Here is a 17374-nt window from a genome sequence, read left to right as displayed (position 1 = left end):
TTAAGACTCTTTGCCCGAGAGTCGATTTAATAAGCAGAATTTGGCAGGTCTCCTGACTTTCGTCTTGTTATTTACCTTCCCAATTTTTAACTAAAATCAGTGGTATATTGAAGTATAATGACAAGCATTTTGCAAAGCAAAACTAAGATTACAGTTGCGGGAACAGTTTGAGATTTGCACTCAATTCCCATTTAATCCATCACATAACATGATATGAACCAAAAATCGATTCAAAAGTAAGATATATTATTAATATTTAGTAAGCTTAGTCTAGTTTATTTACACCATCCTTATTTTCGATTTTAAAGCCTACATTTTTTGTGAAATACCGGAATTATTTTAAAGAAAATTAGTTTTGTTGTCGATAATATCGATGATGATATACTAGATACTCGGTTAATCAAGCAAAATTAATTTGATTAAAAAAATGATTTATTTCATTTTGTCTGTATTTTATATGCTTACATTTGAACTGTTTTTGGGGTTAAATTTCAGATTTTTATAAATGTTTTTTATCCTTAATTTTTACTTTTTTAAATGCCTGTAAAATGAAAATTATTCAGTTAAAGTCTTTATTGTTAGTCCTATTTATTTGTACATTTAGTTGTAAACAAGAGACTAAAACTACTAAAGAAATAAAAGAAAAAGGTGTTGCGCTAAATTTAAAGCATGCTAAGGGCTTTGCTGTTAAAACATTTAAGAATTATAAGGTTTTAGAAATATTTAGTCCGTGGCCAAACGCAGATCAGTCTTATACATATGCTTTAGTAGATAGAACTAAACTTGAAGATATTACATTAAACTCAGACGAATTTGATGCCGTTATTCCTATTCCAATTCAACGTATTGTTGTAACATCTACAACTCATTTGCCAGGTTTAGAATTATTAGAAGAAGACCAAAAATTAGTAGGCTTTCCAGGGACACAATATGTATCTTCAGAAAACATTAGAACCCGAATAGATAATAATGAAGTACGAGAATTAGGTAAGAATGAAGGTGTAAATACCGAAGTTGTATTAGAGTTACGTCCAGATGTGGTTATAGCTTTTGGAATCGATGGAAATAATAGCACCATGGAAACCATTAAAAACGCAAATATCCCTGTAATTTATAATGGAGATTGGGTAGAAGATTCTCCATTAGCCAAAGCTGAATGGATAAAATTCTTTGGTGTACTTTTTAATAAAGAAACTCAAGCTGAGACTGTATATAATTCCATTGAAACTGAATATTTAAAGGCTAAAACTTTAGCCGAACAAGTTGAAGAAAAACCAAGTGTTTTTAGCGGTGCTATGTATAAAGATGTGTGGTATATGCCAAACGGTACAAGTTCTGAAGCGCAACTTTTAAAAGATGCAAACGCTAATTATCTTTGGAAAAACACTAAAGGCGCAGGAAGCTTAGCGCTAAATTTTGAAACGGTTTTCAATACCGCTAAAGCAGCAAAAATTTGGATTAATCCGTCTATTTATAGGAGTTATAAAGAATTAGAATCTGCCAATGCACATTATACTAAGTTTGATGCATTTAAACATAAAAATATTTATAGTATGTCTAATACTAAAGGCGCCACTGGAGGCGTATTATATTATGAATTGGGACAAGCACGACCAGATTTAGTACTTAAAGACCTTATTAAAATTTGTCATCCAGAATTACTACAAGATTACGACTTGTTCTTTTTTAAAAAATTAAATTAATTGACCAATCAGTATACATATAAAACGGCTTTTATATTACTTTTTATAGTCTTGCTGTGTTGTTTTATAATTAACATTAGTTTAGGCTCTGTATCTATTCCTTTAGAGGGCGTTTTTAATAGTTTTTTCGGAACTTCTACTAACGAATCCTGGCGCTATATTATCCAGAATTATAGATTACCAAAAGCAATTACGGCGGTATTAGTGGGATCCGGGTTAGGTGTTTCTGGTTTACTAATGCAAACCTTGTTTAGAAATCCTTTAGCTGGTCCATTTGTTTTAGGTATAAGCTCTGGAGCAAGTTTAGGTGTGGCTTTAGTTATTTTAGGTTCAGGACTTTTTGGTGGTGCTTTTGCGGTATTACTAACTTCAAAATGGAGTGTTGTTATTGCGGCTAGTTTAGGTAGTTTTTTAGTATTATTATCGGTATTAATAGTCTCGTCTCGAGTACGCGATACAATGGCTATTTTAATTATCGGACTCATGTTTGCTAGTATTACAGGCGCAATTGTTGGGGTGTTATCGTATTTTAGTTCGGCAGCACAATTACAGCGCTACGTATTTTGGGGGTTTGGAAGTTTAGGTAATTTATCTTGGCAAGAAATTTTGGTATTTTCTGGTATTTATACTCTCGGGTTAATTTTGAGTATAGCATCTGTAAAGGCATTAAACACCTTGTTATTAGGCGATAATTATGCAAAGAGTTTAGGTTTAAATTTAAAACGTAGCCGGTTATTTATCATTGTAGCAACAAGTTTGTTAGCCGGAACTATAACGGCATTTGCAGGTCCAATTGCGTTTATAGGCTTAGCAATACCGCATCTTACACGCTTAGTTTTTAATACCTCTAACCATAAAATTTTACTTCCAGCTGTTATTCTGTTTGGAAGTGTTATTATGCTTATTTGCGATACTATTGCACAAATTCCTAATAGTGATTATACGTTACCTATTAATGCGATTACCTCTTTAGTTGGTGCTCCCATTGTAATTTGGTTATTGGTTAGAAAACGAAATTTAATGTTTTAAAATGAAAGGACAAGACACACAAATCATTTTAAAAACCGAAGATTTAACGATTGGTTACCGGTCTAAACAAAGCGAGCATATCCTTTCTAAGCATATTAATATCTCTCTTGGTAAAGGAGAATTAATCGGATTAGTGGGAGGTAACGGTATCGGGAAATCTACCATGTTACGTACGCTTACAAATACGCAACCCGCTTTAAGCGGACAAGTTTTTATAAATGATAAAGCAGTAACAACTTATGATACTTTAGAGTTGGCACAAGTATTAAGTATTGTTTTTACTGAAAAATTAACCTCTAAAAATGTATCGGTATTTGAGCTGGTTGCATTAGGACGACAGCCGTATACCAATTGGATAGGTACATTATCTGATATAGATTTAGAAAAAGTAAACCATGCTTTAGAACTCACTAATATTAAAACCTTAAAAGACAAAAAATGTTTTGAATTAAGTGATGGACAGCTTCAAAAAGTAATGATTGCACGTGCGCTAGCTCAAGATACCGACTTGATCATTTTAGACGAGCCCACAACGCATCTTGATATGTATCATAAAGCGTATACTTTAAAGTTGCTTAAAAAACTAGCTCAGGAAACGGGGAAAACCATATTGTTCTCGTCTCACGAAATAGATTTGGCTATTCAACTATGTGATTATATGATTGTGATGACTCCAGATCAAGTGGTTTCAGATGCGCCATGTAATTTAATTATACAAGGTGTATTTAGTACGTTATTTCCGGATGATTTAATTCAGTTTGATGCGTCTACAGGAAGTTTTCGGGTGAATAAATGATAAATAACTCTTAAAGGTACTCGTTTTTCCTTCATATAAAAACAATTATATTTGAAGGAAATCAAATTATATTCATGAACGACAGCATTATATTATTACTATCTATAGCAATTTCAGCATTTATAGGAGGTTTTATTGGTTTTACCATCTCAAAACTAAAAAATAAAGGTGAATATAGCCGAATAGAAGAACGCTATTCGCAATTACTTCAGCAATTTACAGATTATAAAGAAGCTGCTGCTACTCAGAGTTCAAAACAAGATGAGGCCTTTAAATTTCAGTTAGAAGCTCTTCAGAAAAACATTTTGAAACTTGAAAGTGAGCGTGAAGATATCCGTAGAGAAAAAGAATTTTTAAATACCGAATTGACACGCAGAAATTCAGAATATGAAAACCTTCGACAACAAAATTTACAGCGTGAAAAAGATGTTGTCAAACAACAAGAACAGCTTCGTAAAGATTTTGAATTACTGGCTAATAAAATTTTAGAAGAAAAATCTGAAAAATTTACGCTTCAAAATAAAGAGAATATCAAAAGCATTTTACATCCGTTACATGAAAAAATTCAGGGTTTTGAGAAAAAAGTAGACGATTCTCAAAAGGAAAGTATTAGTATGCATTCGGCTTTAAAAGAGCAGCTTCTAGGTTTAAAAGATTTAAACCTGCAAATGACCAAGGAAACAACAAACTTAACGCGTGCCTTAAAAGGGGATAGTAAAATGCAAGGGAATTGGGGCGAATTGGTTTTAGAACGTGTACTTGAAAAATCGGGGTTAGAAAAAAATCGCGAATACTTTTTGCAACAACATTTTACACGAGCCGATGGTTCTCGAGTTTTACCAGACGTGGTTTTACATCTTCCAGATAGTAAAAAGATGATTATCGATTCTAAAGTTTCATTAACCGATTACGAACGTTATGTGAATGCTCAAGACGATTTGGATCAAGCTACTTTTTTAAAAGCACATGTAAATTCTATTCGCCGACATGTAGAACAACTTTCGGCTAAGAATTACCAGGATCTTTACGATATAGAATCTCCAGATTTTGTCTTGATGTTTATACCTATAGAAACTGCATTTGCCATTGCTTTAAATGAAGATAATGCATTGTATAATAAAGCTTTTGAAAAAAACATCGTTATTGTTACACCTACAACCTTATTAGCAACGTTACGTACTATAGATAGTATGTGGAATAATGAAAAACAACAACGGAATGCACTAGAAATAGCTAAACTTGCAGGTTCGTTATACGATAAGTTTGAAGGATTAATTAAAGATTTAACGGGCGTTGGTAAAAAAATAGACGATGCTAAAAAAGACTATGCAGCAGCCATGAATAAATTAATAGATGGTCGCGGTAATTTGGTTACTAGTGTAGAGAAATTAAAAAAAATGGGAGCAAAGGCTAAAAAATCTTTACCAGAACCTATAATAAATAGAGCGTTAGAAGAAAATGAATAAAAAAAGCAGCATGTAAAAAAAATGCTGCTTTTTGTATAATATGTATCAGTTTTTAATATATATCAAAATCTTCTTCATTGTTTTCAGGTCTTTCATAGTCGTCAATTTGAACTTTATCATGTGTAAATAAGTTTACCACAACTAATAAAAAGCCTAGCAATAATAGGGTTACCACAACAAAGTTGTCTAGCAAATCTAAAATGCCCATAAAGGCAAAACCGAATGCGACTATTACAGTAAGTATAAAGGAGGTTTTATCTGAAAGCATAATAGTTGGTGAAAATATATATTTATATTCCGGTATAATTACTTGGCGTAATGTCTTTTAACTCTAATTTAATAGCCTCACTAACTTCTAAAGTATCTATAAAGTTAGAGATTGATACTTGATTAATTTTTTCATTAGTACGCGTAAGTCCTTTTAAGGCTTCATATGGATTTGGATATCCTTCACGACGTAAAATGGTTTGAATAGCTTCTGCAACTACAGGCCAATTGTTTTCTAAATCTAAAGCAAATTTATCTTGATTTAGAAGTAGTTTGTTTAATCCTTTTAACGTAGACTCAAAACCAATAAGCGTATGTCCAAACGGTACACCAACATTTCTTAACACTGTACTATCTGTTAAATCACGTTGTAATCTGGAGATTGGTAGTTTACCAGCAAGATATTCAAAAACGGCATTTGCCATTCCTAAATTTCCTTCACTGTTCTCAAAATCTATAGGATTAACTTTATGTGGCATTGCAGAACTTCCTACTTCTCCAGCTTTTATGCGTTGTTTAAAGTAATCCATAGACACGTAAGTCCAAATGTCACGATCTAAATCTATAATGATGTTATTGATACGTTTAACAGTATCAAATAACGCAGCCATATGGTCGTAATGTTCTATTTGAGTTGTAGGAAACGAATGGTGTAAACCTAAAACATCTTGTACAAAATGGTTTCCAAAGTGTTTCCAATCTATATCTTTATAAGCGACATTATGAGCGTTGTAATTTCCTGTTGCTCCTCCAAATTTAGCAGCATGAGGTACCGTTTTTAACAATTTAAATTGCTCTTGTAATCTCACTACAAAAACGTCAATTTCTTTACCTAAGCGCGTAGGAGATGCAGGCTGTCCGTGTGTTCTAGCAAGCATTGGTACATCGCTCCATTCTTTAGCCAAATGATCTAATTTATCTTTTAATGCTAAAAACTTAGGAATGTATACATTATCTATCGCTTCTTTAATACTTAACGGAATAGCAGTATTATTAATATCCTGTGAGGTTAATCCAAAATGGATAAACTCTTTAAATTGTGCAATGTTTAAAGCATCAAATTTTTCTTTAATAAAATACTCAACAGCTTTAACATCGTGATTTGTAACACTTTCAATATTTTTAATTGCTAATGCATCTTCGGTAGAAAATGATTTGTAAATTGCTCTTAAATCGTCATAAAGATTTGTATTGAAATCTTTAAGCTGAGGTAACGGGATTTCACAAAGAGCAATGAAATATTCGATTTCTACTTGTACTCGATATTTAATTAAAGCCTCTTCAGAAAAATAAGGGGCTAAATCACTCGTTTTAGATCTATAACGACCATCAATTGGTGAGATTGCATTAAGTGTTGATATTGACATGTGTTGTGTTTTTTTTAAAGGCGCTAATATAAGCATTTTGTAGCCTATTTATGGGATATTTTGAAAGGATTTAATTAAATATTTAAACAGAATATTTTTGTTTTTACCGCTTCTTAATTTGTTTTAATATGTGTTTAGCACGTGCTTTATATGCAGCACTTTGTGTTAAGAAATCACGTTTTAAAATTTGTTCTAATTCGGCATGTATCCAATCAAATTCTTTGCCTAAAAGGTATAAGGTTGTCATGCTATATGCTTTTGCAGCTACTTTTTCATTGTTAATCATATAATCAAAACATACAGTTACAATGCGTTCTTTATGTTGGGTTGTTAATGCCGTTCTTACTGTTGTATTGGCAGTGTTATTGTTTGCTTTGGCTAAATATTCACAAATCTTAGCTACTGGACGTACGGCAGAATCTAAGTGTACCGTATGCATTTGTAAAGTAAAGGCATCTAAATGCGGTAGTAAAGCGTTTAAGTTTTTACCGCACATAAATTCTAAAATCCATGCTGCTTTACAAGATAAAGGATCGTCTGTTTTAAAAAGTATATCTAAAACACTAGGTATTAACTCCGGAGCATCTAACAATAAATTAGCATAATACAACCGTTGTGCTCTGGCGTGATTTACGGCATTTAATTCTTTGTAAAGTTGTGTTGTAGTCACTTAAATGTTATATTTTTAATGTTATAAATTTAAAGATATGAAAAGTCTAAAAAAAATAGTTGTAGCATTATTAGTGGTATTTATTATTGCTCAATTTTTTGGCCCAGAACAAAATACAGGCGAAGTAGTGTCTGTGAATGCCTTTTTAGAGGAGACCAATCCGCCAGAACGTGTTTCGGCAATTTTAGAAGAAAGTTGTTACGATTGTCATAGTAGTTTTACACGTTATCCGTGGTACAGTCAGATAACACCTGTTAATTACTGGATGGCAGAACATGTAGACGACGGTAAGAAACATTTAGATTTTAGTGAGTGGAATAGTTATTCTTTAAAGAAAAAAGATCATAAATTTGAAGAGCTTATAGAGATGGTAGAAACTAAAGAAATGCCTTTAGAGTCCTACACATTAATACATACTAATGCAAAATTATCTGATGCCGATATCGCATCTGTAAAAGAGTGGGCAGAATTTGTACGTATAAAATTTACATTAATGCCACAGCCAGAATAATTTATGAGAAACGTATTAATTATTGGTTTTGTTTGGCCAGAGCCAAAATCCTCTGCAGCAGGGAGTAGAATGCTGCAACTTATTGAAGCGTTTCAATTGCAAGACTATCACATTACATTTTCTAGTCCGAGTAGTCAATCTAATCAAGCTTCAGACTTAAAAGGTTTAGGAATAGACCAAGTAGCTATAGAATTAAATAATGCAAGTTTCGATACATTTATATCATCCTTACAACCAGAAATAGTAATTTTCGATCGTTTTATGATGGAAGAGCAATTTGGATGGCGTGTTACAGAACATTGTCCAGATGCTTTAAAAATTTTAGATACCGAAGATTTACATTGTTTACGTAAAGGGCGCCAACACGCGTATAAAAACCAAGTAGAATTTAATGATACGTATTTATTTAACGAGGTCGCTATTCGGGAAATTGCTAGTATATATAGGTGCGATTTAACCTTAATGATTTCTGAAGTTGAAATAGAGATACTTACACAGAAATTTAAAGTTCCGGAAGATTTATTGCTTTATCTTCCTTTTATGTTAGATGCGGTTCCAGCGCATACACAAGACCTTTTGCCTACATTTAATGATAGGGAACATTTTGTTACTATTGGTAATTTTTTACACGAGCCAAACTACCAAACGGTGTTATATTTAAAACAAACCCTTTGGCCATTAATAAAAGCAAAATTACCCAAAGCAGAATTACATATTTATGGTGCATATGCGTCTCAGAAAGTAAATCAGTTACATCAACCTAAAGATGGTTTTTATATTAAAGGCTATGCAGAAGATGCTAACATTGTTATGCAACAAGCAAAAATATGTATTGCGCCTTTGGTTTTTGGTGCTGGTTTAAAAGGAAAATTGATAGATGCGATGTCTAACGGTACACCTTGTGCGATGTCTAAAGTTGCAGCAGAAGGAATGTTTGCTGAGTTGGAGCCTAATGGTTTTGTAGAAGATGATGCTAAAATTTTTGCAGAAAAAGCTTCAGAATTATATACAAATGAAGCGCTTTGGAATATAAAACAACATCAAGGTTTTGTAAATATTAATACGCGTTTTAATAAAATAAAACACCAACACGCCTTAATATCTCATATCAACTCTCTAAATAAAAATTTAAAAGCAGCCCGCTTACAAAATTTTACAGGACGTATGTTGCAACATCACAATATGCAAAGTACTAAGTTTATGTCGAGATGGATTGAAGAAAAAAATAAGCATACAAATTTCTAATACTTATGGCATCATTATCAGTTTTTGAGATTATTTATATAATTGTAGTGCTTATAGTTTGTTTGCGTATTATTTACGATACAAATAATATAACCAAAACATTATCCTATTTACTACTGGTAATTTTTGTGCCTTTTTTTGGAATTATATTTTACTTTTCATTTGGAGTAAATTACAGAAATAATAAAATTTATAGTAAAAAACTCTTTAGTAATATTCAATTTGAAAAAAAATTAGAAATTCAATTACAAAATTACGCTAAACAAATTATTAAGAATAAAGGTGAATTATTAGAGTCTAATAAAAAACTCATTCGTTTACTATTTAAAGATATATCTAGCCCTTTAACTAATAAAAATGAAGTTGATTTATTAATTAATGGTGAATCAAAATTCCCTGAAGTTTTTAAAGCTTTAGAAGCTGCCAAACATCATATTCATATTGAATATTACGTGTTTACAGAAGGCGAAACCGGTAGGAAAATTGAAGAAATTTTGGTTAGAAAAGCTAAAGAAGGGGTTACAATAAAGTTTATGTACGACGATTACGGAAGCAGCTCTATTCGTAAAAGTATGGTATATCGTTTACGAGAAGCAGGTATTGAAGCGTATCCGTTCTATAAAATTAAATTAATTTATCTAGCTAATAGAATGAATTATCGTAACCATCGAAAAATTATTGTTATAGATGGACGTGTTGGATTTGTAGGTGGAATAAATGTTAGTGATACCTATACTAATACAATACAAACCAAACCATTTCCGTATTGGCGAGATACCCATTTAAAAATACATGGTCCTGCTGTATGGTATTTACAATATTTATTTTTATGCGACTGGAATTTTTGTGCCAATTGCGAGTTAGAACCCGATCCTCACTTTTTTCCTGATTTAGAATCTTTTAAAACCACACAAAATGTGGCTGTACAAATTGCTGCTAGTGGACCAGATTCTGAAACGCCAACTATTATGTATGCGCTTTTACAAGCCATAAGTCTGGCTGAAGACGAAATACTTATTACAACACCTTATTTTGTGCCAAACGAAAGTATTATGGATGCACTTTGTATTGCTTCTATGAGTGGTGTTAACGTTAAACTAATTGTACCACACACTTCAGATTCTAGAATTGTTAACGCTGCAGCAAGCTCTTATTACGAAGAGTTATTAAAAGCAGGAGTCGAGATTTATAGATACACTAAAGGATTTGTACATGCTAAAACAGTTACAATAGATCATGAAATTTCTATAGTGGGTTCTGCAAATATGGATATGCGTAGTTTTGATTTAAATTTTGAAGTCAATGCAGTTGTATATGATAAACAAATAAACGAACAACTTAGAGCAGCCTTTTACGACGATTTAGAAAGTACAGACCAAATAGATTTAAAACGTTGGCAAGACCGCTCTTGGTATCATGAGTTATTTGAAAAATTAGCTCGGTTATTATCACCTTTACTTTAATTTTCCAACCAATAACCAATTTATTCTTTTTTTAAGTTTTTAATTCTACTTAATAAAGTAGGGTGTGAGTAATGCATAAATACATAGGCCGGATGTGGAGTTAAATTGCTTAAACTGCTTTGAGACAGTTTTTTTAAAGATGTAATTAAGTCCTTTGCATTGTATGTGTGTTTTGCATAGTCGTCTGCTTGATATTCAAATTTTCTAGAGAAAATGTTCATAATTAGACTGGTGACTTCACTTATTGGGCTATACAGTAATCCAAAAGCAATGAGTCCCACATGAAAACTTGGCGTTTCAACACCAATGGCTTGAGATAGTAACGGATTAGATATAAATAAAGATAAGATATAAAGCGTTAGACCCGTAAGCAGTATGGATGCCATTAAATTGAAGACAATATGTTTCTTTTTATAATGGCCAACTTCATGAGCAAGTACAGCTACGATTTCTTCTTCAGTTAAATCGTTAATTAAAGTATCGAATAAAGTAACTCGTTTTTCACTTCCAAATCCAGAGAAATACGCATTGGCTTTGGTGCTGCGCTTAGAACCATCAATAACAAAAATATTATCTAGTTTAAATCCTACTGTGTTGGCATAATTAGAAATTTTTTCTCTTAAACTCCCGTCTTCTAAAGGTGTTTGTTTGTTAAATAAAGGCACAATTAATTTGGCGTAAAACATATTTAAGAATAAACTAAAAACAGCCATTAATGCCCAGGCATACATCCAAAAATAATCTCCAGAAATGTCATAAAACCAAATTATAAGGGCAAGTATGCCACCTCCAATACAAGCTAGCATTAACCAACCTTTTACTTTGTCTAATATAAACGTTGCTTTTGTGGTTTTGTTAAATCCAAACCGTTCTTCTATTACAAAAGTTTGGTAATAAGCAAATGGGGTGGTTAAAATATCGCTACCCATCATAATAATTCCAAAGAAAATAATGGCTATAATAATTGAATTATCACTAAAACCTCTTGCAATATGATCTACAAATTCAAACCCATCTAAAGCTAAAAAAGTTAAGGTTAATACCAACGAAAATCCAGAAGTTATAAGTCCAAATTTGTAATTGGTAGCCTTATATTGTTGCGATTTTTTATAGGCTTCATCATCATAAACATCTTGTAATTCTTTAGGTAATGTATCGTTAAAATGTTTAGCATTTAAAGCATCGAGAATTTTATCAACAATAAAATCGATTAGGATTAAAGCAATTATAATATAGAAAAGCGTAGTTGCTGTCATAAAAATGAATAGATTTTAAAAGTGTTAAGCGAATTGACGCTGACGTTTAGCTTCGAAAACTAAAATACCTGCAGCTACAGAAACGTTCATAGAATCGATTTCGCCTTGCATAGGGATTATAATATTTTGTGTGGCCTGATTACGCCAATCTTCACTTAATCCTGTAGCTTCGGTACCAACAATTAAGGCTGTAGCTGTAGTAAAATCTTGCGTATGGTATGGCTTTGAAGCCTGTAACGCGGCACAAAAAATATTAATGTTTTTTGATTTTAAGAAGGTAATAATGTCTTGAGTACTTCCGGAAGCAACCTGATTGGTAAAGACGCATCCTACACTAGAACGGATAATGTTCGGATTGTATAAATCGGTTTTAGGATTTGCTATAATAAAAGCATCTACATTCGCTGCATCGGCAGTTCTTAATAATGCACCTATATTTCCGGGTTTTTCTGGAGCTTCAGCAATTAATATTAAAGGATTAGGTTTATCGAAGGTTAAGTCCGATAAGTCTAATGTTTTAGATTGCGCAATGCCAATAACGCCTTCAGTAGTATCGCGATAGGCTAATTTTTGGTACACGTCTTTAGAGACTTGAATAATTTCTGTGTTAGCCGATGTTAATGTTTCAATGTGTGTACTATCAGTAAAATCGTTACAGTATAAAAGTGTATCTATGGTATACTGTCCTTTTAAAGCAAGCGAAATTTCACGTTGGCCTTCAATTAAAAATTTTCCCGATTTTTTGCGGTCTCGAGACTTATCTTTTAACTGAACCAACTGTTTAATATAACTATTTTGGGTACTGCTAATTTCTTTCATAATTTAAAAAACACAAAAGTAAATGTTTTAAATGTAATTAATGCCTTTTGATTTCGTCAAAGACCATAAATCATTATTAAACACTATGAAAAACACCTTACTACTTTTATTTATTATCGCCTTTACATCTTGTAAACAAGCTACAGAACAGAAAACGACTGCTGAGACACCGACGGAAGAAGCCGTGATTCAAAACAGTACAACGAAAAGTTACCCAGAGCATATTGCAAAAGTATTTGAAGCGCATGGCGGTTTAGATACTTGGAACACTATGCAAACTTTAGAGTTTACCATGCAAAAACCTGAAGGAACAGAGATTACGACTACCGATTTAAAACGTAGAAAAGCGCATATAGATATGCCAAACCACGTGTTAGGTTTTAATGGGAAAGATGTGTGGTTAGAATCTAAGGATACTACAGCTTACGATGGAAAACCTAAATTTTATTATAATTTAATGTTCTATTTCTATGCCATGCCTTTTGTTTTGGCAGATGATGGTATTACTTATAGTGATGCAGAACCTTTACTTTTTAACGGCGTAGAATATCCTGGAATTCAGATTTCCTATGGAGCAGGAATAGGAGAGTCGCCAGATGATGAATACATTATTTATTATGATGCTAAAACCAATGAGATGACTTGGTTAGCTTATACTATGACGTTTTTTGCTAAAGAGAAAAGTAAAACATTCAATTATATTAAATATGGAAATTGGGAAACTGTAAATGGAGTAAAATTACCAAAATCTATTCAATGGTATAATGTGGTAGATGGAACACCTGTAGATGTGAAAAAAGAAGTTGTGTTTTCTGATGTAAAACTCTCTAAAGCACAACAAAAGCCTTCATTTTATGAAGCTCCTGAAGGTGCCGAAATTATAGAATAATCTAGAGATTTTCTCTATATGTCAAATATGTTAACAACGTGGTGTATGCTACCTTGTTAACATGTTTTGTTTAAAGTGGGTGCTTTTGAAAATAATTTACTAAAAGGGCCACAACATAACTATAACTATCCATACCACCTTGTTGATTGTTGGCTTGTAGGTACGAGTTGTAACTCTCTTTAAATAGCGGTTCTAACGGATTCTGGTAACTGTCCCAAAATAGGCGTGTTTCTTCGTAATTTTTTAAAATTCCAATATTAACATGTTCTATGATGCGTTCGTATTGTTCAGGGTCGCGGCGGTAAATTTCATTTAAGCAATGGCGTAGTCCAAACGCATAACCAGAGTATTTCATATAAATATCGTCATTATTTATCGTTGCTAAACACCCTATAAAATTAGCTTCGTTTTCGGCGGCATATCCTAACTGGTGAGCCATTTCGTGTGCAGAAGTTGTGGCGAATTTATAAGACGGAATTAAATAATCGACTTGAGCTTCATTAGTTAACGGATTTAAATAGCCACTAAACCCCATATAAGTTAAGGGAACACTAAATAAAGATTTTTTTATGCTTCGGGGCTGATAAGCGAGATGCGGATATTGTGCTTCTAGATTTTTATAACTATCACCCGAACGCTTCATAATGTCTGTTTTACTGTAAGGCATTTCTACTTTTACAGTATCATTTTTTGTGATTTCTAACTGTAAACTGTTTGTTTTATTTATTAGTTTTTCGGTTACAGAAACAAGTTGAGCTGTAGAGTAATCGGCTTCTAAATTTAGGTTTTTATGAAGCGGTAATCTGTAATAATTCATGCCCCAAAATAAATGAAAAGCAAAGTAAATTAAGGTTACAGCCGATAACATATCGATAAGCCACAATTGTGTATCTGTAAAAAAACGTTTCCGGTTTTTAATAATCCACCTAACCATATAAATTACGCCGAAAGCATACACCAAATCGCCAAAGGAAAACGGAATCCAACCTAAGCCATAGCGTAGCGCTTTAGAGAGTATAGGGTATATCCCATTACTATAATAATACTCTATAATTTCAGGATAATTCGATAAGAATTTTACTAGAAAATATACTGGAAGCAACGAAAATGCTAGATATGTTTTTGGGTTTTTAAGCATGCCTCAAAAATAAGTAAATGTTTGTAATAGGTTGATGCTAATACGTACCTTTGTGTAACATTATAAAACGAAATTATGAATTCAGAAATAAGAGCACTAGAACCCAAAGCCCTTTGGAACAAATTTGCAGATTTAAATGCGGTGCCAAGAGCCTCGAAAAAAGAAGCACAAGTGATTGCCTTTATGAAAGATTTTGGCGCATCTTTAGGATTAGAAACTATTGAAGATGAAGTTGGAAATGTAATTATAAAAAAGCCTGCCACTGCCGGTATGGAAGATAGAGCACCCATTGTAATGCAATCGCATTTAGATATGGTTCACCAAAAAAATAACGATACGGTGTTCGATTTTGCTACTCAAGGCATCGACATGTATGTAGATGGCGATTGGGTACGTGCAAAAGGTACAACGCTTGGTGCCGACAATGGTTTAGGTGTAGCTACAATAATGGCTATTCTGGAAAGCGATACTATTGCACATCCTGCACTTGAAGCGTTGTTTACAATAGATGAAGAAACTGGAATGACAGGAGCTCAAGGATTAAAAGGTGGTGTTTTAGAAGGTAAAATTCTTTTGAATTTAGATACTGAAGAAGATGATGAAATTGGTGTGGGTTGCGCTGGAGGAATAGATGTTACAGCAACCAGAACCTATGAAGAAGAAGAAACTCCTGAATTTAAATTAGGGTATAAAATTACAGTTAACGGTTTACAAGGTGGACATTCTGGGATGCAAATTCATGAAGGATTAGGTAACGCTAATAAAATTATAAACCGTTTGTTATTTGATGGGTTTGAAAACTTCGGATTGCGAATCTCTGAAATTGACGGCGGAAGTTTACGTAATGCCATTCCTAGAGAAAGTAAAGCTATAGTTGCTATTGATGCAATACATGAGGAGGCTTTTAAATTAGAGATAAAACTTCAAGCAGAAACCATTCAGCAGGAATTAAAAACCATGGAACCGGATTTAAATATTACTGTTGAAGCCACTACATTACCAGAAAACATAATGGATTTAGGTGTGCAAGAAGGTTTTACGCGTGCCTTATATGCGGCACATAACGGTGTGTTTCGTATGAGTGCAGATATTCCTGAGTTGGTAGAAACGTCTAATAATATTGCTCGTGTTATTGTAAAAGGTGGTCATATAAAAGTAGGGTGTTTAACACGATCTTCTGTAGAAAGTTCTAAATGGGATTTAGCCAATACGTTACGTGCTACCTTTGAGTTAACAGGGTGTGAAGTAGCATGTACTGGTGATTATCCAGGATGGGCGCCAAATATGGACTCGTCTATATTAAAAGTTTTAGATACAACTTATGAAAGATTACATGGCGAAAAAGCACACGTAGCTGCCTGTCACGCCGGACTTGAATGTGGTATTATCGGGTCTAATTATCCAGAGATGGAAATGATTAGTTTTGGACCAACTATAAAAGGAGCGCATTCTCCAGACGAACGTGCTAGTGTTTCTTCAGTACAGAAATATTGGGATTTTGTTCTTGAGATTTTAAAAGAGATTCCAAAACAATAAATTAAAATTGTTAGTATACATAAAAAAAGACCTGATAAAGTAGTATCATTATCAGGTCTTTTTTATTAACTTAAAACTAAGCGTTTATTCTGCAATACCTACAATTTCTAAATCAAAAATTAAGTTAGAGTTTGGTTTAATTACATTCCCAGCGCCACGTTCGCCATAGGCAAGTGCTGCAGGAATATAAGCTCTTACTTTATCGCCTACATTCATATTTAACATGGCTTCTCTAAACCCAGGAATTAATCCAGCAGTTTCATTATATATCATAGGAAACGGTTGGTAACCTCTTTGTTGATCACGAACTTCATTATACATGCCATATGCTTTTGCAATATCTACAATATTAGAATCGAATAAAGAACCATCTTCTAAATATCCTGCGTAGTTAATAAGTACATTATCTGTAGATTCTGGCTTAACACCATTGCCTTCAGAAATAACAGAAATTCCTAAACCTGTAGGCAATGTTTTCATATTAGCTTTGATGGCTTTATCGTTTTCTAAAAACGCTGCTTTAGCTTCGTTTAATTTTTTTTCAGCTTCTTCTCTTTTACGTTCAATTTCAGCAAAGCTATCTAGAAATACCGCATTTGCATCAAATTTTTTAGCTTCAGATCCTTTTCTAATAATATTTATAGTTTCAATTACAACGTCATCAACGGGTTTGTCTCTACCATCTTTTTTTACGTTAGAAATAGAGTCTTGTACATCTAAGCCTAAAACCAATTCTCCAAAAACTGTATGTCTGTTATCTAAATTAGGTGTTGGCACTTCAGTAATAAAAAACTGACTTCCATTAGATCCAGGACCTGCATTTGCCATAGATAAAATACCTGGCTTATCGTGTTTTAAAGAATCGTTAAACTCATCAGCAAATCTGTATCCTGGTCCGCCAGATCCTGTCCCTGTTGGGTCTCCTCCCTGTATCATAAAACCATCAATAACACGGTGAAATAGTATACCGTCATAGAATTTTTTTCCTCTATAAACACTGTCTACCATTGTATTTGTGCCTTCTGCTAACGAAACAAAGTTGGCAACGGTTACTGGGGTTTTTTCGAACTCAAGGTTGGCAACCATAGTTCCTTTATTTGTAATTATTTCAGCGTACATCCCGTCTTCTAAATCAGGATATTTTTCGTTACAAGCTGTAAAACTTACCACAAGGGCAAGGACAATAAATTTAAAGGATTGTTTTAATAATGTCATTTGT

At 33.0% G+C, this 17374-nt stretch carries 16 protein-coding genes and 1 riboswitch; of the genes, 9 read left to right on the top strand and 7 right to left on the bottom strand.

The features are described from left to right. Window positions 1-25 precede the first annotated feature (25 nt). A riboswitch (cobalamin riboswitch) is annotated at window positions 26-238 on the bottom strand. Window positions 239-548: 310 nt separating this feature from the next. From FNB79_RS16040 to rmuC, 4 genes are all read left to right on the top strand, one after another. Further along, the gene (locus FNB79_RS16040) at window positions 549-1703 is read left to right on the top strand and encodes an ABC transporter substrate-binding protein (protein ID WP_143382321.1); all 1155 of its coding nucleotides are present in this window, start codon (window positions 549-551) and stop codon (window positions 1701-1703) included. Continuing rightward, complete coding sequence (locus FNB79_RS16035) at window positions 1704-2732, top strand: FecCD family ABC transporter permease (RefSeq protein ID WP_143382320.1); 1029 nt, start codon at window positions 1704-1706, stop codon at window positions 2730-2732. It begins immediately after the preceding gene. Between the two features lies 1 nt (window position 2733). Beyond that, window positions 2734-3528 carry an ABC transporter ATP-binding protein gene (locus FNB79_RS16030; RefSeq protein WP_143382319.1) on the top strand — a complete coding sequence of 265 codons (795 nt, stop codon included), beginning with the start codon at window positions 2734-2736 and terminating at the stop codon, window positions 3526-3528. A 74-nt stretch (window positions 3529-3602) separates the two neighbouring features. Further along, the gene (gene rmuC, locus FNB79_RS16025; RefSeq protein WP_143382318.1) at window positions 3603-4994 is read left to right on the top strand and encodes a DNA recombination protein RmuC; all 1392 of its coding nucleotides are present in this window, start codon (window positions 3603-3605) and stop codon (window positions 4992-4994) included. Between the two features lie 52 nt (window positions 4995-5046). Here rmuC and FNB79_RS16020 read toward each other — a convergent pair whose 3' ends face one another. From FNB79_RS16020 to FNB79_RS16010, 3 genes are all read right to left on the bottom strand, one after another. Continuing rightward, on the bottom strand, window positions 5047-5262 hold the full coding sequence (locus FNB79_RS16020) for a hypothetical protein (protein WP_143382317.1): 216 nt from the start codon (window positions 5260-5262) through the stop codon (window positions 5047-5049). A gap of 22 nt (window positions 5263-5284) precedes the next feature. Continuing rightward, window positions 5285-6628: an adenylosuccinate lyase gene (gene purB / locus FNB79_RS16015; protein ID WP_143382316.1), complete on the bottom strand. Its 1344-nt coding sequence runs from the start codon at window positions 6626-6628 to the stop codon at window positions 5285-5287. 103 nt (window positions 6629-6731) lie between these two features. Then, window positions 6732-7298 (bottom strand): adenylosuccinate lyase, encoded by a 567-nt coding sequence (locus FNB79_RS16010; protein ID WP_143382315.1) that lies wholly within the window; start codon window positions 7296-7298, stop codon window positions 6732-6734. Window positions 7299-7335: 37 nt separating this feature from the next. Here FNB79_RS16010 and FNB79_RS16005 point away from each other — a divergent pair, with 37 nt between their 5' ends. Genes FNB79_RS16005 through cls form a run of 3 tightly spaced genes read left to right on the top strand, consistent with a single transcriptional unit; the run spans window position 7336 to window position 10517 of the window. Next, window positions 7336-7809, top strand: a complete 474-nt coding sequence (locus FNB79_RS16005) for a heme-binding domain-containing protein (protein WP_143382314.1) — start codon at window positions 7336-7338, stop codon at window positions 7807-7809. A gap of 3 nt (window positions 7810-7812) precedes the next feature. Next, on the top strand, window positions 7813-9054 hold the full coding sequence (locus FNB79_RS16000) for a glycosyltransferase (protein WP_143382313.1): 1242 nt from the start codon (window positions 7813-7815) through the stop codon (window positions 9052-9054). 5 nt (window positions 9055-9059) lie between these two features. Further along, window positions 9060-10517 carry a cardiolipin synthase gene (gene cls / locus FNB79_RS15995; RefSeq protein ID WP_143382312.1) on the top strand — a complete coding sequence of 486 codons (1458 nt, stop codon included), beginning with the start codon at window positions 9060-9062 and terminating at the stop codon, window positions 10515-10517. Window positions 10518-10537: 20 nt separating this feature from the next. On the opposite strand, the gene FNB79_RS15990 is transcribed toward cls, so the two are convergent. Continuing rightward, window positions 10538-11773, bottom strand: a complete 1236-nt coding sequence (locus tag FNB79_RS15990; RefSeq protein WP_143382311.1) for a M48 family metallopeptidase — start codon at window positions 11771-11773, stop codon at window positions 10538-10540. Window positions 11774-11797: 24 nt separating this feature from the next. Beyond that, a complete protein-coding gene (locus tag FNB79_RS15985; RefSeq protein WP_143382310.1) occupies window positions 11798-12592 on the bottom strand; it encodes a TrmH family RNA methyltransferase in 795 nt (264 codons plus the stop codon). An 85-nt stretch (window positions 12593-12677) separates the two neighbouring features. Here FNB79_RS15985 and FNB79_RS15980 point away from each other — a divergent pair, with 85 nt between their 5' ends. Beyond that, complete coding sequence (locus FNB79_RS15980) at window positions 12678-13481, top strand: DUF6503 family protein (protein ID WP_143382309.1); 804 nt, start codon at window positions 12678-12680, stop codon at window positions 13479-13481. Between the two features lie 70 nt (window positions 13482-13551). On the opposite strand, the gene FNB79_RS15975 is transcribed toward FNB79_RS15980, so the two are convergent. Further along, window positions 13552-14619, bottom strand: a complete 1068-nt coding sequence (locus FNB79_RS15975; protein WP_143382308.1) for a DUF3810 domain-containing protein — start codon at window positions 14617-14619, stop codon at window positions 13552-13554. Between the two features lie 75 nt (window positions 14620-14694). Between FNB79_RS15975 and FNB79_RS15970 the strand changes: the two genes are divergently transcribed. Further along, window positions 14695-16155 (top strand): aminoacyl-histidine dipeptidase, encoded by a 1461-nt coding sequence (locus FNB79_RS15970; RefSeq protein WP_143382307.1) that lies wholly within the window; start codon window positions 14695-14697, stop codon window positions 16153-16155. A gap of 84 nt (window positions 16156-16239) precedes the next feature. Here FNB79_RS15970 and FNB79_RS15965 read toward each other — a convergent pair whose 3' ends face one another. Next, window positions 16240-17370 (bottom strand): peptidylprolyl isomerase, encoded by a 1131-nt coding sequence (locus tag FNB79_RS15965; RefSeq protein ID WP_143382306.1) that lies wholly within the window; start codon window positions 17368-17370, stop codon window positions 16240-16242. Between the last annotated feature and the right edge of the window lie 4 nt (window positions 17371-17374).

The organism is Formosa sediminum (assembly GCF_007197735.1).
Classification (GTDB): domain Bacteria; phylum Bacteroidota; class Bacteroidia; order Flavobacteriales; family Flavobacteriaceae; genus Formosa; species Formosa sediminum.
The sequence above is the reverse complement of the archived record's forward strand: the minus strand, read 5'-3'. Positions and strand labels throughout refer to the sequence as shown.

Coding starts and splice junctions, on each gene's coding strand:
- FNB79_RS16040 (WP_143382321.1), top strand. CDS start 549: ATGAAAATTATTCAGTTAAAGTCTTTATTGTTAGTCCTATTTATTTGT.
- FNB79_RS16030 (WP_143382319.1), top strand. CDS start 2,734: ATGAAAGGACAAGACACACAAATCATTTTAAAAACCGAAGATTTAACG.
- rmuC (WP_143382318.1), top strand. CDS start 3,603: ATGAACGACAGCATTATATTATTACTATCTATAGCAATTTCAGCATTT.
- FNB79_RS16020 (WP_143382317.1), bottom strand. CDS start 5,262: ATGCTTTCAGATAAAACCTCCTTTATACTTACTGTAATAGTCGCATTC.
- purB (WP_143382316.1), bottom strand. CDS start 6,628: ATGTCAATATCAACACTTAATGCAATCTCACCAATTGATGGTCGTTAT.
- FNB79_RS16005 (WP_143382314.1), top strand. CDS start 7,336: ATGAAAAGTCTAAAAAAAATAGTTGTAGCATTATTAGTGGTATTTATT.
- FNB79_RS16000 (WP_143382313.1), top strand. CDS start 7,813: ATGAGAAACGTATTAATTATTGGTTTTGTTTGGCCAGAGCCAAAATCC.
- cls (WP_143382312.1), top strand. CDS start 9,060: ATGGCATCATTATCAGTTTTTGAGATTATTTATATAATTGTAGTGCTT.
- FNB79_RS15990 (WP_143382311.1), bottom strand. CDS start 11,773: ATGACAGCAACTACGCTTTTCTATATTATAATTGCTTTAATCCTAATC.
- FNB79_RS15985 (WP_143382310.1), bottom strand. CDS start 12,592: ATGAAAGAAATTAGCAGTACCCAAAATAGTTATATTAAACAGTTGGTT.
- FNB79_RS15980 (WP_143382309.1), top strand. CDS start 12,678: ATGAAAAACACCTTACTACTTTTATTTATTATCGCCTTTACATCTTGT.
- FNB79_RS15975 (WP_143382308.1), bottom strand. CDS start 14,619: ATGCTTAAAAACCCAAAAACATATCTAGCATTTTCGTTGCTTCCAGTA.
- FNB79_RS15970 (WP_143382307.1), top strand. CDS start 14,695: ATGAATTCAGAAATAAGAGCACTAGAACCCAAAGCCCTTTGGAACAAA.
- FNB79_RS15965 (WP_143382306.1), bottom strand. CDS start 17,370: ATGACATTATTAAAACAATCCTTTAAATTTATTGTCCTTGCCCTTGTG.